The sequence below is a fragment of the Bacillus sp. FSL R12-0074 genome, assembly GCF_038005725.1.
In the GTDB taxonomy this organism is placed as follows: domain Bacteria; phylum Bacillota; class Bacilli; order Bacillales; family Bacillaceae_G; genus Bacillus_A; species Bacillus_A mycoides.
The window spans coordinates 3,252,015-3,274,310 of sequence record NZ_JBBOTR010000001.1; the positions used below are offsets into that span (position 1 = coordinate 3,252,015).

The window sequence follows — 22,296 nt, forward strand, 5'->3', positions numbered from 1 at the left end:
ACGACAGCAATCAAAATTATAATTCTGATGTACTGCCGATTTTTACTGATATTTCATGAGCTGCTTGTTTTACCTTACTAATAAGAAAAGATAGTCGATCATCATTAATCCGATGACTAATTAACCCAACACTTAATGCTCCTACTACTTTATGATTAAATCCTATAATAGGTGCAGCTACTGAAGCTGTCCCCTCTGTTTTTTCACCATAACTCACAGCATATCCTTCATTTCTTATCTGCTTTATTTGATCGAAAAGAATTTGCTTTAGTTCTGGTAAAGAAGAAAGTAAATGTTCTACAATGTGTTCCATTTCATTCGTGTTCATATTGGCAAGCATCGTTTTATTTGCGGCTCCAATCGAAAGTGGAATCTGCTCCCCTAAGTTATCGATAACTCGAATTTTTAAAGGGCTATCAATTCTTTCAATGATAATAGAATGTGTTCCATTTGGAATGTTCAAATAAACACTTTCTTCAACTTCAGAGGCCAAACGCTTCATCACTTCTCTTGCAACAGATCTGTAGTCTACCTTCTCCAATTGACGTAATCCTATTTCCATCCACATTGGTCCAATCTTGTACTGTTTTGTTTCTGAAATTTGCGTAACTAATCCATGCTCCATTAAAGAGTTCAGTAACCTATGTACTGTACTAACCGGGAGATGTGTTCTATCAGCTATATCAGAAATAGCCCAATACTCTTTTTCATTTGTAGAATTCAGTAACTTAATAATACCTATCGCTCGATCAATGGACTGTACCATAACTCGCCTCAACTTTACTTGTAGTATGTTTAGCCTAATTACCTATCAATTTATCAAAAATTCAAACTGAAATCAATTAATTTATTTAATTTTCTAAAAATAGAGGTATAACACTATCAAAAAATGAAAACGCAAACAAAAAAATATTGACTTTTCTTTTTAATTATCTGAAAATTAGAACAAGATTTCACATCACGGAATACATTCCATAATACGGAAAAACATCAATTTTCATACTACCAATTATGAAAGTGAGGAAAACAATGACGCAAGTAAACAATACAAACAATGAATTAAAGCGCACGATGAAAGGTAGACATTTATTCATGATTGCACTCGGTGGTGTGATTGGAACGGGGTTATTTAACGGATCTGGTTTTATTATAAGTCAAGCTGGACCTGGTGGATCCGTACTTGCCTTTATGGCCGGTGGATTATTAATGTATCTCGTTATGCTATGTCTTGGTGAGCTTGCTGTAGCAATGCCAGTTTCAGGTTCCTTCCAGGAATATGCCACTAAGTTCATCAATCCCGCAACTGGGTTTACCATCGGATGGTTGTATTGGCTAAGCTGGGCGAATACGACTGGTCTTGAATTTACCACTGCTGGTATTACAATGCAGCGATGGTTTCCTGATATTCCTGTCTGGGTTTGGTGTTTAATATTTGGTGTTACAATATTCACTATTAACGCATTATCCGCTCGTAGTTATGCAGAAACAGAATTTTGGTTCTCAAGTATAAAAGTATCTGCCATTATTGCTTTCATTATTCTTGGCGGCGCCGCTATGTTCGGCTTTATTGATTTAAAAGGAAACGAACCCGCTCCGCTTCTTTCAAATTTCGTAAATCATGGTGGTTTATTCCCAAATGGACTTGCCGCTATCTTATTAACAATGGTTACAGTCAATTATTCCTTCCAAGGTACAGAACTTGTTGGAATCGCAGCAGGTGAAAGTGAAGATCCAGCAAAGACTTTACCTCGTTCTATTAGAAATATAATATGGCGCACGATGTTCTTCTTCGTCTTAGCAATCTTTGTTCTCGTGGCTTTAATTCCTTGGGAAGAGGCAGGATTAACAAAGAGTCCGTTTGTTGCTGTATTTGATAATATAGGTATTCCATATGCAGCTGATATTATGAACTTTATTATTCTTACTGCTGTTCTTTCTGTCGCAAACTCAGGACTGTACGCTGCAACTCGAATGCTTTGGTCATTATCAAAAAATGATATGGCTCCAGCCTTTTTAAAGAAATTATCATCACAAGGAATACCTTTAAACGCTTTAATCTTAACGATAGCTATTTCTGCTTTTTCTCTTTTGACAAGCGTTGTAGCTGCTGAAACTGTTTACTTATGGCTCATTTCAATTTCTGGAGTCATTACAATTATTGTTTGGATGTCAATTTGTGTTTCTCAATTCTTTTTCCGTAAACATTATTTAGCCGACGGTGGAAAATTAGAAAACTTAAAATTTAAAACTCCACTTTATCCTCTTGTACCAATTCTTGGTTTTGGATTGTATGGCATTATATTAATAAGTCTTATCTTTATCCCAAGTCAAAGACTAGGAATCTATTGCACTGTACCATTTATCATTTTTTGCTACACCTACTATCACTTTAAGATTAAGAAAAGAATTGCTAATAACACTCATACAGAGACTAAAATTAGCGAAACTTCGTAATACTATACTTAAAAGCCCGCACATTACTCTTACTTAATGTACGGGCTTTTATCATTCCTTCATTCATTTTCTCAGGAACAGTTCCCCCTATTTTCCCCACACTATTAGAAGAATAATGTCGGTATCATTAATGTGGTAAATGCTACAATACCTGCAATTATGTTTACTGTTCATAAGTTGCTGATTTCCCTTACTATTCCTGTTTTGTTTTGATATATTAAATACATACTACGTCACATTAAAAATTAAAAGACAGACAGGAGTTAAATACAATGATAAAAGGTTTCGGAGGAATATTTTGGAGAACTAAAAATCTTGATGTTATAAAAAAATGGTACAGTGAAGTGTTGAAGATTGAAATAGAAAATTGGAACGGGACTGTGATTAAACCCGAATTAGGAACTGAGACTATCTTTTCTTTCTTTGCCGAGAATGATAGTTATTTTCCTACAGAACAACAAGTGATGTTAAATTTCCAAGTACATAATCTAAACGAGACTATTCAGCATCTTGAACAAATTGGCGTACCTCTTGAAAAGAAAGAAGAGATTAGTGAATTTGGAAAGTTTATTTGGATTAAAGATCCTGAAGGTCGATTGATCGAACTGTGGGAGAAATAGCCGGTTGCAATCATTTGCTATTAAGCTAACAGGTGCTTTAGTTCAATAAAAAAAGTTGATTCCTTTGAAGTGCACCTTCGTTTATTAGACACAGTCTAACAATCGGAGGTGCACTTTTTTATGGATTAAAACTTCTTAGTGTTGTAAATTCGCATTTTCCTGTGTGTTAGCTATTGATAACCCTCTTTCCTCCATCATTTGCACCAGGTTACGGAAGCTCAAATTGTACCGTAGATACCATCTTACTGTTAATAAGATTAGTTCAGACTGATAATGCTTCCATTTAAACAAATTTTCCTTTTCCATACTTATCACGCACCTGTTTTAGAGTCATACTTTCAATATGTCCAGGCTTAAGAGATTACTTGCAAGGGTCTTGAATTTTTCGTACCAGAACCATAAAAAGTCATCCTATTATTTCTAAAAATTGTATAAAAATATTGTCCCACACACAAGATTAAGTGGCCTTATATATCTAAATGAAAAAATAACCCATACTTCATTGACAATCACTTTAAATATCTGAATTTTCCATATATTAAAGGATATTACTCAATCAACCTCGAATAATTGTAATAAATATACATAAGGAGGTTGAGCTATTTTGTTTCGTTCATTTACAAATGGATGTGTTGCCCTTGTGCAGCGTTTCTTACCAGAACCGTTTATTTTATCATGTTTATTAACTGTTTTCGTTATCTTCTTCGGTATGTTTGCAACGAGCCAAACACCTGTAGAAATGATTAATCACTGGGGTAATGGAATTTGGGGACTTCTCGCTTTTTCTATGCAAATGGCTCTTGTACTCGTGACAGGATCTGCATTAGCAAACGCTCCTCTTATTAAAAAAGGATTAACGAGAGCAGCGAAATTACCGAAAACAAATGGACAAGGTATTATTGCTATTTCAATCGTAAGTTTACTAGGAGCATACATAAACTGGGGATTTGGTATTGTTGTATCGGTTTTATATGCAAAAGAAGTGGCCAGACAGTTAGAAGGATTAGATTATAGGTTAGCAATTGCTTCTTCCTACTCTGGATTTCTCATTTGGCATGCAGGCCTTTCTGCTTCTATCCCTCTTACGTTAGCAACTGGCGGCGAAACGTTAATTAAAACGACAGCTGGAAGTATTAAAGAAGCGATTCCAATAACAGAAACGTTATTCTCACCATACGCACTCGTGCCAGTTATTATTTTTCTCGTTACGATGCCTCTCATTAACCGGGCCATGCATCCAGATGAAAAACATACGATAACTGTAGATCCTAGCGTATTCCATGAAGAAGCTGCCGCTCAAGAAGTAGGGAACAATACGTTCGCTGAAAAAATGGAAAATAGTATGATTATTACACTTTGCATCGGATTATTAGGTCTTATTTATATTTTTAACTATTTTAGTACGAAAGGCTTTAACCTTACACTTGATATCGTTATTTTTATGTTATTAATTGCCGGTCTTATTTTCCACCGTACTCCGATTCAATATATTCGCGCTTTCTCTGACTCAACTAAGAGTGCTTCAGGTATTTTACTTCAGTTTCCGTTCTATGCTGGAATTATGGGGATGATGATTGGAGTAAATAGTGAAGGTCTTTCGCTTGGAGGAGCTATTTCTACTTTCTTTATTAGTATTTCAAATGAAACCACATTCCCGCTCTTTACATTTTTAAGTGCTGGCATTGTAAATATTTTCGTTCCATCTGGAGGCGGTCAATGGGCAGTGCAAGCACCAATTATGATTCCAGCTGGTGCTGAACTTGGTGTACCTGCCGCGAAAACAGCGATGGCAATTGCATGGGGCGATGCTTGGACAAATTTAATTCAACCTTTTTGGGCATTACCGGCATTAGCGATAGCTGGTTTAAGCGCGCGTGATATTATGGGATTTTGTGTTGTTAACTTACTATATGCAGGATTTATCATTAGTCTATGTTTCTTATTTATTTAAACGAAAAGCTAGTTTTATACTAGCTTTTTTATATAATAAATCATTCATTATCTATACAGCTTATTACCTTCCTCCACTCTACCTCTGCATGATTTAATGCTTCATATGTAAACAAATCTTCACATACTTTTTCAATCATATGAGGATTGTTCTTAAGGAAATTCCACTGCAATACTTTAGGGAGCACGTACGTTTCATATTCTTTACTTCCCTTTATTACCTCATCAACTTCTCTTTCACAAATCCCTCTTATTAAATAATCATTTCTTAATTGTATTTGAATTTGTTGAAACGTTTCGCTGTATTTCTTCAATTGGACTAAACAATTAATATACGTACGCAAAAGTTCGTCATCACAATTGCAACACTTTATAATACGATCGATTTCATTCATAATGTACGAGCCGCTTCTTCTATTTGTAACAGCCATTTTTCACGCTTCTCTAGTTTACTCGTTTTCACAGATTGAAAAGCAGAACGTTTTATATCGCGAATACCACAAAAACGTAAAACCCCTCTTTTCATCATAATCCAATCCGCTGATCGATATAATAGGGCCACGTACCATAACGGTGAGTCTAACGTATTAATAACCCATGCTTTCTTTCCTTTAAATAAGCCTTTCGGTAATGACCCCTCATATTTATAAGCAAATCCAGCTACAAAAATACGATCGATAAATCCTTTTAAAATAGCAGGCATGCCCCACCACCATATCGGATATATGAAAAGAAGAATATCCGCTTTCTGCACTAATTCTCTATATCGCTTCGTCTCTTCTTCATTTAGTAAATCACGTCTTTTCTTCTCTTCATTAAATACAAGCACTGGATCAAATTGTTCTTTATATAAATCAAGTAGCGTAACAGAGTGATTTGTTTCCTCAAGTCCTTTTTGCACATGCTCTAAAATTGCCCCATTAAAGCTTGAAGGATTAGGGTGAGCATATATAATTAGTACGTTCACTACAAAACAACTCCCTCTTTAGTTAAAGTTTCCCCTTCTTTAACATCGTCTCTACAATTTGCACATTTTTCGAACTTTGTAACAAACGATTTAATACTGTTAGTAACTCTTCTTTTTCTAGACCTTTCAATTGCTCTTTAACTGTACTCTCACCAGCACCTTGAATTTCATACACAACTGCCGCCATATGTTTACAATAATTTTCATAAGGACACTCACAGCTACTTTCTGCAAAATCTTCAAGATCAATAATCACTTCATAATTCCCTGCATTTCCAGTAACGAACGCAGATACTTTCTTGTCGTGTATTTCAACATCTTCTACATGTCCCTCTTCATAATATTCATATCCTCTATCTATAATGTACTTTGGAATCCATTTCATTATATCTTTTAATAAGTAAGCGTACATAACAACACCTCTTCCTCTAATTCCCTTTTGACTTCCAAAATCCTGCATGTTATTCTAATAACTGTCAAGTAGCGAGTCTACGTGACAAAACGACTGACACCTATTCGGCGGAGGTGTCTCTTTTCATTTGCAGCCGATATGAAGTGCCTCTTTCAGGCACATTCAATCTTTGACACTACACACTCAACACCATTCCCTTGTATCAGGCTGCTTTAGCAGTCTTTTACGCTACATACTTTGTTATTTCAAGAAAAAAAGAGAGCCTAGCTCCCTTTTCCCGCTTTATAAAATACCCCTTTTTCAGCATAGCGATATTCATCATCAGCTAAAGTAATTTTCCCATCCAGTTTGAGTTCATCTAATAGTCTTGATAAATAAAATTGATGTAACATTTTTTTAGTGAATTTTCCTTCATGATGCGAAACGATATGTTCTTGAATATCTAACAATGATATTGGCTTATCTTGCTCTATCATATATTCATAAACTGTACTACGCAGTTTTACGTATTTCTCGAGTGTCACAGTACTTCGCAACCCCTTTCTTCTTATTATATGTTTTCGTAATCGGTTTTTTTGCAACAAAAAAACCTCTCCGATAAGAAGAAGTTACGTATATCTTCGTCTTATCTCCCAGAACAAATATGTTCTGCTGGAATTAGCACCTGCATCGCGGTTGCTGGGTTTCATCGGGCCAGTCCCTCCACCTCTCTGGATAAGAAAATATTCACTTTAAATTTAACTATACGTAATTTTATTATAATTGTCAAATAAATATAAAAAATTATATTTTCTTCTTTATTGTTCATACTACAAAAAGATGTACAAAAGGAGGCTACTACTTTGAAAAAGAATGCTCGTGGATACGTACAAGATTCTTTTCATTCCTTACAAGAAGCGAAACATTGTTTAGAAGATGCATTACAGACTGTTGAAGAAGACTTTAATCGCGCACGTATTGAACAATCCCTTTACGCTGTAGAGCAAGCATTACAAAGATGCGATTATACCGTTCACATTTTAGAACAAGAATGAAAACTTCCCATCAAAAGATGGGAAGTTTTTTCAAATGGCATACTTCATCATTATTACCGTTATTATTAAAAAATATACAGAATTAACAATTTCTAACATCCCTACTTTTAATATAGAAATCTTTTTGCCGTACAACATAATGGCCCGAATTACACTTGGTACAAATATGAGTGAACACCATGGATTTATAGCAAATACAATTACCGTTAATACAATATGGTATCCCCAAGATATAAAACGATACTTCGGATTATTTTTTTCACGAATCATCGTTTTTACATAAAACGTACTTCCTAAAAAATATAGAAATGAAATAAGCGCAATGAATAATGCTGTTTTATCTATGAATTTCACGGAGAAATAATAACTGATTAAACCACCTATACAAAACACTATAATCGCACAAACATCATTTAGTAATGCTCGTTCATTTTTTTGACGAGCGTAATACATATTTACAATAAACAATGGAATCATTAATACTGCGAATAAAAGAATTCGCCATTCATATAATAAAGAAATCATCCCAAATATAAATGCAATGATAAAATAAACAATTGCAGCGTGTAGAAATTTTTTTTTTCGTCTTTGCCTTATGTACATGAGAAATGGATAAGTGGCTAGATAGATAAAGAACCAGGCTAAAAACAGTGGGATATGATAAAAAGTAGGTTTACCAAGTAATACACTTAATAGAAATGGTATGACAAGCATCGCCCATGCTCCATGTTGCTTCGGAATAACTAACTTCATTAACTATACACCTCCCTCTTGAAAATAATTCTCACCTACTATTATACAAATAATTTCATATAATAACGGATATATATTGAATCTATTTTTTGACAATAAAAAATGCTTCTTACAATATGTAAGAAGCATGAAAGAGGCAAACGAATATGTAAGTCGCGACCCTACCTTATATGAGTATGCTTTTCTATGTCACGTTATGCTCATCTAATATACCGTATTTCTTTTTAAATCTTGTGAGGATCGTAATCCATGACGTACTAAATAGCAGAAGGAAAATAACATTCGATATCGCGTGACTCAGATCAAAGTAAAAACTTGCGACATAGTAAGCAATAACTGTTTCCCACGTTGCTTCCTGTATAAAACCAAGAAGACCCCAAAAATTCATAATCCAGCCAAATAGAAATCCAAAGGCAAATCCGTACAACAGTCTTCCCCACAGTTTTTTCATTAAAAATGTATTACGTAATAGTCCAGCTATAAACCCGATCATGCCCCAAGAGAACATTTGCCACGGCGTCCACGGACCTTGTCCTAAAAAAATATTAGATACAATAACCGCCGTTGCCCCAATCATAAAGCCAGTTTCACTCCCAAAAACAATTGCAGAAACGATAATGACAAAAGAAGTCGGTTGTACACTTGGTAAAATAGAAAATGGTACCCTGCTAACCGCTGCAATCGCCGCTAACACAGCAACGATAACAATTTCACGTGAAACAAACGCCTTCCTTTCAAAACGAACATAGAAAGGTAACATAATGACAGCTAATAAAAACAAACTACTTACCATGTAATACCCGTCCATAATAAAAGTCGTAAAGAGTAGTGTACATATTACAACAGCAAAAATAAATATTATGAATGCAACATATCGTTTGGACACGCTTCGTACACATCCTCCCACGTTAATGCAAATGGCAACTCTCTACGGATGAATCGATTAATAGATGTTGTATAAAAGAAGTTACCACTAAAGAACTCTTTCGGTGCATCATTCATAATGACTTTCCCGTCAAATAACATCATGCACTGATCAACGTATTTCGCTGCAAACTCAATATCATGCGTTGCCATTACAATTGTTGTACCTTCTTTTTGCAACTGTTTAAATAGCTCTCCTACTCTTTCCTTTTTCCATGGATCTAGTCCCTTTGTCGGCTCATCGAGTAATAATAAAATTGGCTTTGATAATAACGTTGTACATAATGCGAGTAATTGTTGCTCTCCGCCGCTACAATCATGCGGATGGCGCTCTTTAAGTGAATCTAACCAGAACTTTTTCAACATTTCTTCTGCTATTGTTTTTCCCTCTTCACCATATGATTCACGCGCACGCTCATAAACCTCTTCCCATACTGTATCAAAAGTAAAATGATAGTACGGATGTTGCGATACGTACCCTATACTTTTAAACCGTTCTTTTGAATCAATTTTATGTATCACTTTTCCATTCCACTTTACCTTACCTCTTCTAGCTTTTTGCAATCCTGCTAAAATCGTTAACAGTGTAGACTTCCCTGTTCCGTTTTTCCCAACTAGAGCTGTCCATTTTCCCTTTTCGATGTTCACTGTTAAATCTCGTAAAATAAGTGGACTATTTTTTTCATATTGAAAAGATATATGTTCTGCACTTAAAATTACATCTCGCTTTTCACATTGTTCTACTTGCCCATTCCTATATGATATCGCTAAAAAATCATTCATTTTCATTTGTGCTTCTCGCACTGTAAATGGAATCTCTTTCACATTCCACTCTAAAAACAATCTTGGAATTTGCGGAATGAATGGACGAAACTTTTCTACTTCCCACATGTTCGCTATCACATTTTTAGGAATATCATCATAAATAATTCTGCCATTATCCATACAAACAACGCGTGTTGCGAGCGGTATAACTTCATCTAAACGATGTTCACTTAAAATAATCGTAATTCCAAGTTCTTCATTAATACGTTTTAATAATCCTAAAAACTCTTTCGCAGCAATCGGATCTAGTTGTGCTGTCGGTTCATCCAGTAATAATAGTTTCGGCTGCATGACTAACACCGCAGCTAAATTTACAAGTTGTTTTTGACCACCAGATAAAGTATGAACAGATTGATGTAATAAATCTTGAAATCCCAAAAAGCTAATGAGCTCCGCTATTCTTTGTTGAATAATATGTGATGGTAGCCCGATATTTTCTAAAGAGAATGCTAATTCTTGAATAACGGTATCCATTACGATCTGATTTTCTGGATTTTGAAATACCATACCAATTTCTTGGGCAGATAATAAATCTGGTACTTCTTCTAATAAAGCACCATCATAATATGTATGTCCAGAACGCGTGCCAATTGGAAGTAACTCCTTTTTAAAATGTTTTAATAAAGTTGTCTTCCCAGAACCTGAACCGCCAGCAAGTACTATAAATTCTCCTTTTTGAACAGAAAGAGAAATATGCTGTAACGCTTCTTCATTTTCATCAGTATATATAAATGATAAATTCTTCATTTCTGCATGCGCCACCATATCCATTCCCTTCCTTCCATCATAATTGGTAAACTAACAAACATCATAAATACTATAAACATAATTCCATCGTATTGCTGGAACAGTATTGATTCCACTTTCGGATAAATAATCAATTTCCCTCCGCCATAATAACTAAATATAAATGAAGTTATTAATAGAAAAACTAAATAACTTAGCGTATACAAATCACGTCTTTCCATTCTATATCGAATATATGTCGTACGCTTCGTTACACCAAACCCACGAGCTTGCATAGAATCTGCCGTTTGAAGTGCATCTTCTAGTGAACAAATTAATAATACTTGCAGTAATTTCATTCCATTTTTTATACGCTCAATGATTGAACCTGAATCTAATTGCACACCTTTCGTTTTTTGGACGAGTGTAATTTTCTTTAACCGCCTAATAAACAAAGGAACAAACCTCACTGTAATCATCGTTAACAATGCTACTTTCGGTGAAATTCTTGAAAATAAATATAAAAATTTATGACTCGAAATAATATCGTTATAAGAAGCAAACGTAAACATAATCGCAACTAATAATAAACCCATAACAAGTCCATACATACAGGCCTCAAGCTTAATCCGGCTATCTCCTAACCAAAATAACGTAGTCGCCCCTCTATGCGTTAATAAAGAGTTAAATAAAATAACCATCAAAAAGAATACGATAGTACTAGGTAACATCTTTCTGATTTTCTCACCATTTCCCTGTACTATATTTAAGATTACAATTAGTATAATCGCTCCAATTAAAAAAAGAGGATGAAGACACATCATACATAGTATCATCACCCCAATATAATAGAAAAAATTAACAAAAGGATGTAAAGAAGAAAAGCTTATTTTCATAGTCCTTTACCGAAGATCCTTTCCTATTTTAATACAAACACCCACTCGATTGTATCGCCTGGTTTTACTTTAACTACACCAGCACTATAGTTTGGAAAAGCACCGTTCACACGATATTTCCAGCCACTAGTAGCAGTAATATCTTTCTCGTATAAATCATTAATACCTTTTACATAAATATCACCTTTAGAGCCCATTGCATCAATCTCTAATCCTGTGCCCGTTAGCACACTGTAAACTGTGTCGCCTTCTTGTACATCAACCTTTTTCGCACCTAATAAGTATCCTTCATGACCTTTTACGGAGATAGTAACTTGTTTCGATTGCGGTTTCGGTACTGGTACTGGATCTGGTTTTTGTGGTTCAGGATTTGGTACTGCCGGAGTCGGTATCGTTTTCTCCTCTTTATTCGGATCTTCCTTTTGCTCCTGCTTTGGTGTTTCTTTCGGCTGATTAACAACCTTTGCTTCTTCTTTTACTTCTGGCGCTTTCTGTTGCTGGGGTTTCTCTTCTTGTACTTTTTGTTGCTCTGGTTGTTTATTTGCAGCAGGCTGTTCCTTTGGTTTCTCTTCTTTCTTTACTTCAGGTTGTTCCTGCGCTTTTTCTTCTTTCGGTTTCTCTTCTACTTTTTGTTCTTGTTTATCTTTCTGCTCTTCTTGTTGTTTCTGTTCCGGTTCAGCTTGCTTCTCTTCCGGTTTCGGTACATCTTTTTGTTCTTCCTGTTTCGCTACTTCTTTTTGCTCTTCTTGCTTCGGTTCTGCCTTCTTCTCAGGTTTTACAGCCGTTTCTTCACATCCGGCTAATAATCCCAATGAAAGAACTAAAGAAATGAACCATTTCATCTTACTCATGCTGTCCCTCACCCTTCATATTAAAGTGAAACTTTAATGAGTGGAGATTTTGTTCATCCCCACTCATTATTAGCCCTCACTTTTATAATAAAATTAGGAGCAAATGATTGCTCCTAATTTTTGTTAAGCTGCTTTACGTCTCCATAATACATATGCAGAAGCGATACATAATACACCCATACCTACTTGTGTTGCTGCACTATGAGAAGATGCTCCTGTTTGTGGTAATTGATTCTTATTCTTGTTTGTTTCTTTATTAACTCGTTCGTTATCTACAACAACTTTTAGATTTTCATCTTTTGGTTGTTTTTGTAACTCTTCTTGTTGTTTCGGCTGTTCTACAACTTCTTTTTCTTCTACAGTTGTCTCTGGCTCTACAATTGGTTTCGTATCAATTTCATTCTCTACTACATTTGACCAATCATAAATCGATTTCCCGAGATCTTTAAACTGAAGTAACGCTAAAAATGCTTGCTCTGTAGCCATTCCGCTACCTTTTTGATCACTTGATAACCATTTGAACTCACCATTTGGAAGCTGGTATGACATTAAATTTTGTACTGCTTTATTAAGACGATCGTGATCTACATCTTTAACTAGCGATAGTCCAATAATTGCTTGTGCAGTACTATTAGAATTCTCTTGTCCATCAGCGGCAAAACCACCATTACCTAGCTGCTGCTTGTATAAATAATCAACAGCTTTTTGAATAGCTGGCTTTACATCTGCTTGATCTTGATAAGGAGCTAATGCTGCTAATACCATACTTGTTACATCAACGTTACTAGCACTTTCTTTACTACTTGAACTATCATATGTCCAGCCACCGTCTGTATGCTGCGCTTGTAAAAGTGCTTGTACTAAAGCAGCTCGATTCCATTTTGCTTCGGCCGGAATCTCATATTTCTTTGTATCTAATGCAAGTAATGTAAATGCGTATCCTGTAACAGAATTCACTTTATCTGATTCAAATAAATTTTGCACTAAATTTTGTCCCTCTACCTTTGTAGGATCAACATTCATTGCATTCATCATAATAATCGTTCTAGCTAAATCTGTTGCTGAAAAACGATTTAAACGCTTCTTAACCTTTTCAGCTACTGGCTTAACATAGTTTATTTTCGTTTCAAGCGGAACATTTACACCTGAACGAGCAAGTCCAATCGCAACCCAATCACTACCAATTCCATCTTGTAACATCTTTTCTGACGTTTTAGAAATCGCTTCGTTTAATTGTGCTGCTGGAATTTCGACTTTTTCTTGCTTTGGTTGTTCTGTTACTTTATCTTCTGGTTTACCATCTGGCTTTTCTGTTTTCGGTTCTTCTGGCTTACCATCTGGCTTTTCTGTTTTCGGTTCTTCTGGTTTATCATCTGGCTTTTCTGTTTTCGGTTCCTCTGGTTTACCATCTGGTTTTTCTGTTTTCGGTTCCTCTGGTTTACCATCTGGTTTTTCTGTTTTCGGTTCCTCTGGTTTTGGCTCTTCTACAGTTTTACAAGTGCCAAATTTATCTAACGTTTGTTGCAACGTTTGTTGACTCATATTGCTCCAGTCTGCAACGTAACGAAATGCAACAACATCCCCAGACTCTAATTTATAACTATCCGCCCCAACTTCTGCAGATTTATCATTTACATCATACAACCAACCGCTCGTTGCTCCGGCCATTAATCCATCGATGCCCTTTATATACGTTCCAAATGACATACTTTCAGATGTTACTTTGTCACCCATAACTTTTTGTAGCAAACTAAAAGCTGTTTCTCCATCTTCAATGGAAACTTCTTTCGGACATAACATAATTCCTTTTTGTGATTCACCAATAATTGCAAGTTTCGCTGTCTTTCCTTCAGCAAACGTAATATGTACTGTATTCGCAAAAGAAACAAATACAAGTGCCACTGCCATTAATGATGTAAGCAGCCATTTCTTTAACATTGCCATCCCAAAATTCCCTCCCTTTACTAACATTCACACAAAAAAAGACCCTTTAAGGGTATGCGGTTGACACTCTCTTTTTGTAAGTGTCGAAAAAAAATGTACAACACCTCCTACCCGCATTAACGAGCAGTAAGACCCCCACCTCAAATTCAACGAAAGCAAAGAAGTTAGGTAGGGATCAACTGCCCGTAAATGCCCGATTGGTGAAGGCTAATAATCAGTGGGATGAACAAAATCCCCACTGATTAAAATTTCACTTTATCGTAAATACGATAAACCTATACATTCTACAAATTTTGATTTTCTGTATTATTTTACTATTGACAAAGAATTTTGTCCATGCTTTATCGGATTTATTTTCTAAGAATAATAGCTTAATAGCCTTCCATTATTAGAAGTCATCCCTCACTATGTAAGCTTTTATCACTAACTATAATTCCATCTTCATCTACATAAACATATTCATTCGGTTTCCATTCGACTTCACCAAACTGCAATGAAATATTTCGCTCTCCTTTTCCTTCTTTTACACTTCTATTTGGCATCGTCCCTAACGCTAAAATACCAATATTAATATTTTTTAATTCACTAGAATCACGAACATATCCATTTACAATAATTCCCGCCAAATTTCTTTCTTCCGCAATAGCTGCTAAATTATCACCGAGTAACGCGCAATTTTTAGAAGCTCCGCTATCAACAACTAATACTGTTCCTTCTGGCAGTGTTTGTAACCCCTCTTTTACTAGTACATTATCATCCTTCACTTTTACCGTTGCGATTTTTCCATAGAATTGTTCTTTCTTCCCGAAAGACCGAAAAGACTGGCGACATATTTGTAATTCCTTTTCAAATTCATCACATAGATCCGTAGTTTTCCACATCTCTTTCCCTCTTTTCTTTTCCTTTTATATTACATATTCTTGGATTTTTTTCGTTTCCCTGTCTAATGTTGCAACAATTTGTATGTGCAGAAAAAGGATAGAAAAACTATTGCCTTAAGAAGCCACCTTTATTATAATCTATTTCACAGATAAATTTCAGAATATTAAAAATTAACCAGGTGAAAAAGGAGGGGTTTTATGCAATTACAGACCGAGGTAAAAAAACAGCCGAGTAAACGAAAGTTTAAAATGCCTGACGCGTACGTACTACTATTTTTTATCGCCTTACTTTGTGCCATTGCTACATATTTCGTTCCTGCTGGAGAATTTAAAAGAGTTACAAACGGTACTGTTACAACGACAATACCAGGAAGTTATCATTCTGTTCCACAATCGCCGGTAGGGTTTGTTTCTTTTTTTACCGCTATTGAAAAAGGAATGACACTTGCTGCTCCGATCATCTTCTTAATTTTATTTACAGGTGGAGCTATTGCGATTCTTGAAAAAACAGGTGCTCTTGACGGTTTAATCTATCATGTAATTAACAAATTTCGTAATCAGCAATTACTTTTCATTTGCATTGTCGCCGCACTCTTTTCTATTCTCGGCACGACTGGCATTATCGTTAACTCAGTTATCGGCTTTATCCCCATCGGCATCATCGTTGCGCGCACATTAAAATGGGACGCTATCGTCGGCGTAGCAATTATTTATTTAGGCACTTATGCTGGTTTTAATGCTACTATTTTATCTCCCTCACCTTTAGGCATTTCACAAAAAATCGCAGAACTCCCGATGTTTTCAGGAATTGGTTTACGTACGGCAAGTTATATCTCTTTTTTAATTGCTACCATTTTGTATATTAATTGGTATGTAAAACGCTTAAAAAAATCGAATAAAGGAAGCATACTCGGAGATAACTGGTTTCCAAGTAATGCTCTTTCAAGTGAGAAAGAAACAGAGAAAACAGAAGTTCCTTGGACAATACGTCATAAATTAATTTTACTCGTTTCAGCTTTATCAATAATTGCATTTTTAATAGGCGCTTTTCGTCTACATTGGACGGACGCAGAAATGACCGCTACTTTTATATTCATAGCAATTACAGCGGGAATAATAGGTGGTATGAAAGCAAACGATATCGCTTCTACTTTTCTAGCAGGCTGCCAAAATCTCATATACGGTGCTTTGATCGTCGGAATGGCTCGTTGTATTTCAGTCATTTTAGAACAAGGCAAATTACTTGATACAATCGTTAATCAACTCGCACAGTCTCTCGAAGGACATAGCCCTGTATTTGGCGTTCTCGGCATGTATGTAAGTAGTGCCGCATTACATTTCCTCATTTCATCCGGGACAGGAGAATCTGTTATTTTCATTCCGATATTAGCTCCATTAGCCGATTTCATGCATATTACACGCCAAGTTACAGTACAGGCTGTTATGCTTGGAGAAGGTGTAGTGAACTGCCTCAATCCAACTTCCGGTGTTTTAATGGGCGTTCTCGCAGCGAGCGGCATTTCTTATGGAAAATGGATTCGCTTCATGGCTCCACTTGCATTCATTTGGTTTATCATTGGACTTATTTTTCTTATTGTTGGCGTGAATATTGAGTGGGGACCGTATTAAAAGACTCATATTATACTTAACTTAATAAAATATCTATTCTATTCTCCAATCCTATAAAAATCACTTATTCTAGTATAGATATAAACAGGGATTGATCATAGTGATCAATCCCTTCTCTCAAAGCAAAATACCTTTAAATATTTTAATTCCAAATTTTATTTATCCATTCTGGATGATCAATAAAAGGATTACGATTATGTTGATATTTCGTAAAAATCACTTCATTACGCTTTCGCTCTAAATCATCTACCGGGTCTTGTTCATTCCATTTTAGTAAAACGGATAGTTTACCCATGTATGGATCTTTATTGTTATTCACCTTTTCATTTAATTCTAAGTCTATTTCGCCGTTGTCTCCTTCATAACGAACAGCCATGTAAAATAGCATTCTAGCGATATCTCCTTTTACACTATCACGAGGTTCCCAAGAATCACTATCGTACTTACATTCTGTCGCTTCTGAATGATTCACACCACCATTATCAAAATCCAGATTTCCACGTGAGCTATTTACAGATACATCCGTCGCTCTTAAATGATGCAAATCTGTTCCAGCTCCTGCAGTCGTTCCAAAATCACCGTGAGATTTTGCCCAAACATGCTCTCGGTTCCAATTATCAACTCCTGAACCATTCGTAAGTTTCCCTTGCGAACGCCCAGTATATAAGAGTAGCACATTGTTTTTATTATTTGGATCTTCATCAGTATCTCTTAGTGCTTCCCAAACCGCACTGTATGATAACTTTGTATGATCATCAATAATATTATGAAGTTCCTTCTTTAATTCTAAACCCATTTTTCCTATTGCATTATTATAATATGTATCGTCATAGCTTTTTACAATAATCTCTTGTGGTGATGCAGCAGCTACTTCACCGTGTATGATATCTGTGAATGATAGAGATGCAGTACCTAAAATAAAAAATGAAGATAGTGTAACCATAGCAAGCCTTGTATTTCTAAACTTCATATACCCATTTCCCCTTTAAAATATAATTTGAAGCTATTAACTAAAAAATGCTTTCTAGCCCCCAAAAACTTTTAGAAAGCCATACCCATCCTTTTCTTTTTATTTAATACAAAACTCTATTGAGTCTATATTATTTCCACACTTTTTGTTTATCTACTTTTCACAAGGAATATCCTTCTCTAGTAAAGATTATTAAAATATTCTTTACAATTAAAAAGTAGTTTAATGTTAACTTATAAATTTCAATTTTTTTATGCAATTATGCATATTTGATAAATCGTTCGACTTTTCTTTTTTCTATAACTGTCTTTATTTTTTGTGTAAAACCCTTCTTCCTCTGTAGAATAAGTACAAAAATAGATTGGATACCATGTAAGGCACCAATCTATTTTAATTAAAGAAACTTTGGTAATTCTGAGTTCACAACACATTGTGCAGTAATGATAACATTTTTATATTGAGACAGAACTACTACTATTTATTTGGTATCGAATCTATATACTTTTTAACTACTTCATATACATATTCTTGATTTGCCGCCGCTGTATTTGGATTGTATTTTCCGCCGTTTGTTTTATTGTTAGATAATACTCGAATCCCTAAAAATGGTACGTCATAAGCTTTTGCAATTTGCGCTGCGGCAGCGCCTTCCATTTCTTCTACTTAGGTGGTGCTATTAAATTTTAAAAGCTAAAACAAGCATAACCCCGTTCTAAATTTAGGACGGGGTTAAAATATAGTTGTTTAATTTCCAATATAAGATACTTCACTGTACTCAAAAATATAACAATAAAGTCGATTAAAAATCTAAGGTTTATTCAGGCGCCCGATTGCGGAAAATCAAGAAAATGATTATGATTGCTGCCTATAGCTTGTTGAACTAACGCACCCGTTACTTTAAGTGAATTGATTCACAATCTCACCGGAAATTCACTTGAAAAATCTGAATTAACTTAATAAAAAAAGGACTCCCTTTTTGGGAATCCAATTCATTCAGTGTCACTTTGGTTAAAGTCTAATCTTCTCGGTTCGCAACACTGTCATTAGCCTCATCGGCACCTTCGCCGACTTTGTTACCCATCGCTCCTCCTGCAACAGCTCCTGCAACGGTACCAAGTGGACCAAGAACAGAACCCAAAGCAGCTCCAGCGACAGCACCGACACCAGTTCCTACCGCTTCGCCAGCATCATTATCAACACGGTTACGTTCGTTTTTATCAGCCACTCATCTCACTCCTTATTTAGAATAGGCAAGTGCATTCCAGCACAATACCTTACATATTTTGACCTATAAGGACAGATTTATTCAAAGTGTTAGAATCCTGAGGATTTAGCAAACCGGCGCTTTACATAGCGATGATCTTGGTCTATGTAATTATTGAAATGTTTGATTGTAGAATGAGTAGTACTTTTATAAAAGTCATTCACCTTTAATTTTTTGAGTGAACAAAGTAAAGAAAGGGCCTTATCTGTTGTCAGAACCGTTGGTTCTCCAAAAGTTTGAACGAGTCGTTTCATAAAAGCATACGCAGATTGTTTATTCCGTTTCTTAAGTTGATGGGCATATGGCGATACCCTTTAATCGTAATCAGCATTATAATAATCGTTATTTAAGCTGGGCACTCTTCTATGGAGACGATATTCTATGTGAAAGGTATTATGTGATTACTTGTACTGAGGCTCTTCATGTTCAATTTGTTGAAGACGAGGATTTAAAGATTCAATAATTTCTTGAGTTTGTTGTGCTGCACCTTTATATAATTGTTTTGCTTGCTTGTTATCAGTATCAAGAACAAATCCTTCTAGGCATGCTTGAGCACTCTTTAATCCAGCGATAGTTTGTTTAAGTTTAGTACTTACTGTCATGTAGTATTCCTCCTTGTAAATGTACTTCAAAATATAGAATGCCTATTTTGTTATCATAGTACGATTTCCAATTTTAGGGTTATGCGAATGAGAAATTTTATAGTTAATCATTCAAAGGAGGATTTTTTAGCTAATAGATGCATGGAATAGTTTTGTCCCAATAACAAAAACTAACAGAAATAAAACGATAATATATAAAGGAGATTAAATATGCTGAAAAAGATAGGAAGAATTTTCCGAGTATTCCTCTTTTTATTTATCGGTGGATGTTTAGTTCTGTTTGTTTGGGGTGAAATTGACAGAACAATAGCCGAAAAAAATGGGGTATTTAGCCAGAATTCTAGTCAATACCCTATGCGTCAAAGTGATATTACTATGTATACAGATGGGAAACAGTTAAACAATCAACTATTCTCAGATATAGAGAAAGCAAAGCATTACGTGCATATTAACTTTTTTTCTATTGCTGATGATAAAGTAAGTCATCAGTTTCTAGAGCTATTGCGGAAAAAAAGTCAAGAAGGTGTAGAAGTATACTATGCATTGGACAGGTTAGGTGGAATTTTACTAAAAAAAAAGGAAAGAGAATTATTAGTTAAAAAAGGAGTTCATTTTACATATTACAATAAACCTGCTTTCCCTTATCTTTTTTCTTCTTTGGATCATCGGAATCATCGTCGTATTTCAGTTATTGATGGAAAGGTTGGTTACATTGGCGGATTCAACATCGGAAAGAAGTATTTGGGGGAAAAAGAAAAACTTGGTTATTGGAGAGATTATCATCTTCAAATACGAGGAGAAGGAGTTCAAGATTTAGAACACCAATTTGTATTAGACTGGAAGAAAAATTCAGAGAAATCGATTCCGATACACAATGCGGTAAAGGAAAAGGGAGCAACCTCGCAACGATTTACTGCATATTATAGTGGAAAAAAACTTGGACAAGATTATGCAATGCTGTTTCAACAAGCAAAAGAATCCATCATTATCTTAACACCTTATTTTATACCAAAAGACAGAACTATTTGGAACGCATTAGTAGATGCAAGAAAGAGGGGAGTCCGTGTCAAAATTCTATTCTCACCTCATTCGGATGCACTATTAGTTAAAGAAGCAGCATATCCATATATCCGAAAAGCATTAAAACAGGGGATGGAAGTATATGGTTATAAAAATGGGGTGTTACACGGTAAAGTATTTTTGATTGATGAAAAAGTATTGATGGTTGGGACCGTGAATTTTGATTCACGCTCGTTTCATTTAAATGAAGAAATGAACTGTTATATTCATGACCCTATCTATATTTCGAGAATAAAACCAGTGATTAATGCAGACTTACAAAATTCAAAGCAAGTAACATCCTCTGACGTCAATCAATTATCTATAAAAGAAAAAATGAAAGAAAAGGTTGCAAAAATGTTTGAGTATTATTTGTAAAGACAAAGTATTTTTATATTAGGGATAGTTTCACATTGCTATCAAGATAAGAAATGCAAATACCCCATATCCATCAAGCTAACAAGGACGAGTTACCCCAAAACGATAAAAACGATCAACATGCATCAAAAAAAACACGCTAAGCAAAAATACAATGAGCTGTCCATATGGACAGCTCATTTACATAATTTTCGAAAGTGGAAGTTATTTTCTTAAATAATAATATATTTTTCTTGAAAATTAGAAGTAAAGCCTCCTACGTGAACATCTGTAATATTATTAAAATCAGTTGATACATTTACAATAATCTCTGAAGGCTGATCCATTACATATCCTTGCTCAAAAGTGAAGGTATTATGTTTTTTTAAATTTTTATTTTGTTTTATTAAATAACATGCTAGTGCTGCATTTGATGTACCAGTGGCACTTTCTTCTGGAACATTAAACAAAGGTGCAAAGTTTCTACAATGAGCTGTAGAATTATATAGTGTTTCCAGTGTAAATACATGATAACCAATTACATTATATTTCTTACTTATTTCAGCAATCCTCTTCATATCAGGAATAATCTTTAACAGGTCTGAAAGTTTTCTGACAGGTATAATAATATCGTGTAAACCTGTAGACACGATTTGAATAGGCATATCAGGTATTAGTTGTTCTTCATCTAGATTTAAAGATTCAATAATTTCTTTACAAGGAAGTGTTGTAAGGAAATTAGGGAGATTTTGTTGTAAAGATATCATTTTATTTTCGTCAATTTTTACGTTAAGCATCCCCGCTTTAGTCTTTATTGTATACACTTTTGAATTTATTTCTTTCATTTGGGCTAATAAGGAAAAAGTAGCAATTGTAGCATGTCCACATATAGCAACTTCTTCATTTGGTGTAAAATATTTAATTTCGTAATCTGAATTTACAGAAGGAAGTACAAAGGCAGTTTCGGAGAAATTTAGTTTGTTTGCAATAGCTTGCATATCTTTTGTTGTAAGATCCTTTGTGTCTAAAACAACCCCAGCTGGATTCCCACCTTTTGTATTTTTAGTGAAGGCGTTTAACATATATGTTTTAATCTTCAATCCAATCACTTCTTTCCCTTTTTTCCCAGTATATCATCTTGTAGATATAAAAAGTGACATGTACATTCCATACATCTC

At 35.0% G+C, this 22,296-nt stretch carries 22 protein-coding genes, 3 pseudogenes and 1 riboswitch; of the genes and pseudogenes, 6 read left to right on the top strand and 19 right to left on the bottom strand.

Annotation, left to right across the window (positions count from 1 at the left end; genetic code table 11):
* Positions 1 to 16: 16 nt before the first annotated feature.
* Positions 17 to 766: an IclR family transcriptional regulator gene (locus NSS97_RS16885; RefSeq protein ID WP_341113525.1), complete on the bottom strand. Its 750-nt coding sequence runs from the start codon at positions 764 to 766 to the stop codon at positions 17 to 19.
* Positions 767 to 1,029: 263 nt separating this feature from the next.
* Here NSS97_RS16885 and NSS97_RS16890 point away from each other — a divergent pair, with 263 nt between their 5' ends.
* The gene (locus tag NSS97_RS16890) at positions 1,030 to 2,454 is read left to right on the top strand and encodes an amino acid permease (RefSeq protein WP_341113527.1); all 1,425 of its coding nucleotides are present in this window, start codon (positions 1,030 to 1,032) and stop codon (positions 2,452 to 2,454) included.
* Positions 2,455 to 2,726: 272 nt separating this feature from the next.
* The gene (locus NSS97_RS16895; protein ID WP_002033235.1) at positions 2,727 to 3,074 is read left to right on the top strand and encodes a VOC family protein; all 348 of its coding nucleotides are present in this window, start codon (positions 2,727 to 2,729) and stop codon (positions 3,072 to 3,074) included.
* A 162-nt stretch (positions 3,075 to 3,236) separates the two neighbouring features.
* Here NSS97_RS16895 and NSS97_RS16900 read toward each other — a convergent pair.
* A pseudogene (locus NSS97_RS16900) lies at positions 3,237 to 3,380 on the bottom strand (IS6 family transposase); the annotation flags it as partial.
* Positions 3,381 to 3,678: 298 nt separating this feature from the next.
* On the opposite strand from NSS97_RS16900, the gene NSS97_RS16905 reads away from it, so the two are divergent.
* The gene (locus tag NSS97_RS16905) at positions 3,679 to 5,025 is read left to right on the top strand and encodes a short-chain fatty acid transporter (RefSeq protein ID WP_002128252.1); all 1,347 of its coding nucleotides are present in this window, start codon (positions 3,679 to 3,681) and stop codon (positions 5,023 to 5,025) included.
* A gap of 40 nt (positions 5,026 to 5,065) precedes the next feature.
* Here NSS97_RS16905 and NSS97_RS16910 read toward each other — a convergent pair whose 3' ends face one another.
* The 4 genes from NSS97_RS16910 to NSS97_RS16925 form a co-directional block, all read right to left on the bottom strand.
* Entirely contained in the window at positions 5,066 to 5,419 is a 354-nt protein-coding gene (locus tag NSS97_RS16910) for a hypothetical protein (protein WP_002165385.1), read from the bottom strand.
* Positions 5,416 to 5,991, bottom strand: coding sequence for an NAD(P)H-dependent oxidoreductase (locus NSS97_RS16915; protein ID WP_044443366.1), 576 nt, complete (start codon positions 5,989 to 5,991; stop codon positions 5,416 to 5,418). The genes NSS97_RS16910 and NSS97_RS16915 overlap by 4 nt, the downstream gene beginning before the upstream one ends.
* Positions 5,992 to 6,013: 22 nt before the next feature.
* Positions 6,014 to 6,451, bottom strand: a complete 438-nt coding sequence (locus NSS97_RS16920) for an SWIM zinc finger family protein (protein ID WP_080784602.1) — start codon at positions 6,449 to 6,451, stop codon at positions 6,014 to 6,016.
* A 215-nt stretch (positions 6,452 to 6,666) separates the two neighbouring features.
* On the bottom strand, positions 6,667 to 6,987 hold the full coding sequence (locus tag NSS97_RS16925; protein WP_002110869.1) for a hypothetical protein: 321 nt from the start codon (positions 6,985 to 6,987) through the stop codon (positions 6,667 to 6,669).
* 38 nt (positions 6,988 to 7,025) lie between these two features.
* A riboswitch (SAM riboswitch) is annotated at positions 7,026 to 7,124 on the bottom strand.
* 121 nt (positions 7,125 to 7,245) lie between these two features.
* On the opposite strand from NSS97_RS16925, the gene NSS97_RS16930 reads away from it, so the two are divergent.
* A complete protein-coding gene (locus NSS97_RS16930; RefSeq protein WP_002084448.1) occupies positions 7,246 to 7,437 on the top strand; it encodes a hypothetical protein in 192 nt (63 codons plus the stop codon).
* Between the two features lie 30 nt (positions 7,438 to 7,467).
* On the opposite strand, the gene NSS97_RS16935 is transcribed toward NSS97_RS16930, so the two are convergent.
* The 7 genes from NSS97_RS16935 to rraA all read right to left on the bottom strand — a co-directional run bounded on the left by NSS97_RS16935 (position 7,468) and on the right by rraA (position 15,237).
* The gene (locus tag NSS97_RS16935) at positions 7,468 to 8,190 is read right to left on the bottom strand and encodes a YwiC-like family protein (protein ID WP_044443362.1); all 723 of its coding nucleotides are present in this window, start codon (positions 8,188 to 8,190) and stop codon (positions 7,468 to 7,470) included.
* 184 nt (positions 8,191 to 8,374) lie between these two features.
* On the bottom strand, positions 8,375 to 9,076 hold the full coding sequence (locus tag NSS97_RS16940; RefSeq protein ID WP_341113533.1) for an ECF transporter S component: 702 nt from the start codon (positions 9,074 to 9,076) through the stop codon (positions 8,375 to 8,377).
* The gene (locus tag NSS97_RS16945) at positions 9,049 to 10,710 is read right to left on the bottom strand and encodes an ABC transporter ATP-binding protein (RefSeq protein WP_044443359.1); all 1,662 of its coding nucleotides are present in this window, start codon (positions 10,708 to 10,710) and stop codon (positions 9,049 to 9,051) included. The genes NSS97_RS16940 and NSS97_RS16945 overlap by 28 nt, the downstream gene beginning before the upstream one ends.
* Positions 10,683 to 11,561: an energy-coupling factor transporter transmembrane component T gene (locus NSS97_RS16950; protein WP_044443357.1), complete on the bottom strand. Its 879-nt coding sequence runs from the start codon at positions 11,559 to 11,561 to the stop codon at positions 10,683 to 10,685. Before NSS97_RS16950 ends, NSS97_RS16945 begins: the two co-directional genes overlap by 28 nt.
* 23 nt (positions 11,562 to 11,584) lie before the next feature.
* Positions 11,585 to 12,412 (bottom strand): DUF4430 domain-containing protein, encoded by an 828-nt coding sequence (locus NSS97_RS16955; protein WP_341113538.1) that lies wholly within the window; start codon positions 12,410 to 12,412, stop codon positions 11,585 to 11,587.
* A 123-nt stretch (positions 12,413 to 12,535) separates the two neighbouring features.
* Positions 12,536 to 14,356, bottom strand: coding sequence for a DUF4430 domain-containing protein (locus NSS97_RS16960; RefSeq protein ID WP_341113539.1), 1,821 nt, complete (start codon positions 14,354 to 14,356; stop codon positions 12,536 to 12,538).
* 395 nt (positions 14,357 to 14,751) lie between these two features.
* Positions 14,752 to 15,237 carry a ribonuclease E activity regulator RraA gene (gene rraA, locus NSS97_RS16965; RefSeq protein WP_107888012.1) on the bottom strand — a complete coding sequence of 162 codons (486 nt, stop codon included), beginning with the start codon at positions 15,235 to 15,237 and terminating at the stop codon, positions 14,752 to 14,754.
* Between the two features lie 198 nt (positions 15,238 to 15,435).
* Between rraA and NSS97_RS16970 the strand changes: the two genes are divergently transcribed.
* Complete coding sequence (locus NSS97_RS16970) at positions 15,436 to 16,866, top strand: YfcC family protein (protein WP_341113543.1); 1,431 nt, start codon at positions 15,436 to 15,438, stop codon at positions 16,864 to 16,866.
* A gap of 142 nt (positions 16,867 to 17,008) precedes the next feature.
* Here NSS97_RS16970 and NSS97_RS16975 read toward each other — a convergent pair whose 3' ends face one another.
* The 5 genes and pseudogenes from NSS97_RS16975 to NSS97_RS16995 form a co-directional block, all read right to left on the bottom strand.
* Positions 17,009 to 17,836, bottom strand: a complete 828-nt coding sequence (locus NSS97_RS16975; protein ID WP_341113546.1) for an endonuclease I family protein — start codon at positions 17,834 to 17,836, stop codon at positions 17,009 to 17,011.
* 474 nt (positions 17,837 to 18,310) lie between these two features.
* Positions 18,311 to 18,499 (bottom strand): annotated as a pseudogene (locus tag NSS97_RS16980) (phosphorylase family protein); the annotation flags it as partial.
* A 352-nt stretch (positions 18,500 to 18,851) separates the two neighbouring features.
* A complete protein-coding gene (locus NSS97_RS16985; RefSeq protein ID WP_000764044.1) occupies positions 18,852 to 19,061 on the bottom strand; it encodes a glycine zipper domain-containing protein in 210 nt (69 codons plus the stop codon).
* 92 nt (positions 19,062 to 19,153) lie between these two features.
* A pseudogene (locus NSS97_RS16990) lies at positions 19,154 to 19,387 on the bottom strand (DDE-type integrase/transposase/recombinase); the annotation flags it as partial.
* A gap of 114 nt (positions 19,388 to 19,501) precedes the next feature.
* A complete protein-coding gene (locus NSS97_RS16995) occupies positions 19,502 to 19,702 on the bottom strand; it encodes a DUF1657 domain-containing protein (RefSeq protein WP_000218933.1) in 201 nt (66 codons plus the stop codon).
* Between the two features lie 210 nt (positions 19,703 to 19,912).
* On the opposite strand from NSS97_RS16995, the gene NSS97_RS17000 reads away from it, so the two are divergent.
* Positions 19,913 to 21,139, top strand: a complete 1,227-nt coding sequence (locus NSS97_RS17000; protein ID WP_341113548.1) for a phospholipase D-like domain-containing protein — start codon at positions 19,913 to 19,915, stop codon at positions 21,137 to 21,139.
* Between the two features lie 212 nt (positions 21,140 to 21,351).
* On the opposite strand, the gene NSS97_RS17005 is transcribed toward NSS97_RS17000, so the two are convergent.
* Positions 21,352 to 22,218, bottom strand: coding sequence for a PhzF family phenazine biosynthesis protein (locus tag NSS97_RS17005; RefSeq protein ID WP_113936101.1), 867 nt, complete (start codon positions 22,216 to 22,218; stop codon positions 21,352 to 21,354).
* Positions 22,219 to 22,296: the final 78 nt, after the last annotated feature.

Coding starts and splice junctions, on each gene's coding strand:
- NSS97_RS16885 (WP_341113525.1), bottom strand. CDS start 766: ATGGTACAGTCCATTGATCGAGCGATAGGTATTATTAAGTTACTGAAT.
- NSS97_RS16890 (WP_341113527.1), top strand. CDS start 1,030: ATGACGCAAGTAAACAATACAAACAATGAATTAAAGCGCACGATGAAA.
- NSS97_RS16895 (WP_002033235.1), top strand. CDS start 2,727: ATGATAAAAGGTTTCGGAGGAATATTTTGGAGAACTAAAAATCTTGAT.
- NSS97_RS16910 (WP_002165385.1), bottom strand. CDS start 5,419: ATGAATGAAATCGATCGTATTATAAAGTGTTGCAATTGTGATGACGAA.
- NSS97_RS16920 (WP_080784602.1), bottom strand. CDS start 6,451: ATGCAGGATTTTGGAAGTCAAAAGGGAATTAGAGGAAGAGGTGTTGTT.
- NSS97_RS16935 (WP_044443362.1), bottom strand. CDS start 8,190: ATGAAGTTAGTTATTCCGAAGCAACATGGAGCATGGGCGATGCTTGTC.
- NSS97_RS16945 (WP_044443359.1), bottom strand. CDS start 10,710: ATGGATATGGTGGCGCATGCAGAAATGAAGAATTTATCATTTATATAT.
- NSS97_RS16950 (WP_044443357.1), bottom strand. CDS start 11,561: ATGAAAATAAGCTTTTCTTCTTTACATCCTTTTGTTAATTTTTTCTAT.
- NSS97_RS16955 (WP_341113538.1), bottom strand. CDS start 12,412: ATGAGTAAGATGAAATGGTTCATTTCTTTAGTTCTTTCATTGGGATTA.
- NSS97_RS16960 (WP_341113539.1), bottom strand. CDS start 14,356: ATGGCAATGTTAAAGAAATGGCTGCTTACATCATTAATGGCAGTGGCA.
- rraA (WP_107888012.1), bottom strand. CDS start 15,237: ATGTGGAAAACTACGGATCTATGTGATGAATTTGAAAAGGAATTACAA.
- NSS97_RS16970 (WP_341113543.1), top strand. CDS start 15,436: ATGCAATTACAGACCGAGGTAAAAAAACAGCCGAGTAAACGAAAGTTT.
- NSS97_RS16975 (WP_341113546.1), bottom strand. CDS start 17,836: ATGAAGTTTAGAAATACAAGGCTTGCTATGGTTACACTATCTTCATTT.
- NSS97_RS16995 (WP_000218933.1), bottom strand. CDS start 19,702: ATGACAGTAAGTACTAAACTTAAACAAACTATCGCTGGATTAAAGAGT.
- NSS97_RS17000 (WP_341113548.1), top strand. CDS start 19,913: ATGCTGAAAAAGATAGGAAGAATTTTCCGAGTATTCCTCTTTTTATTT.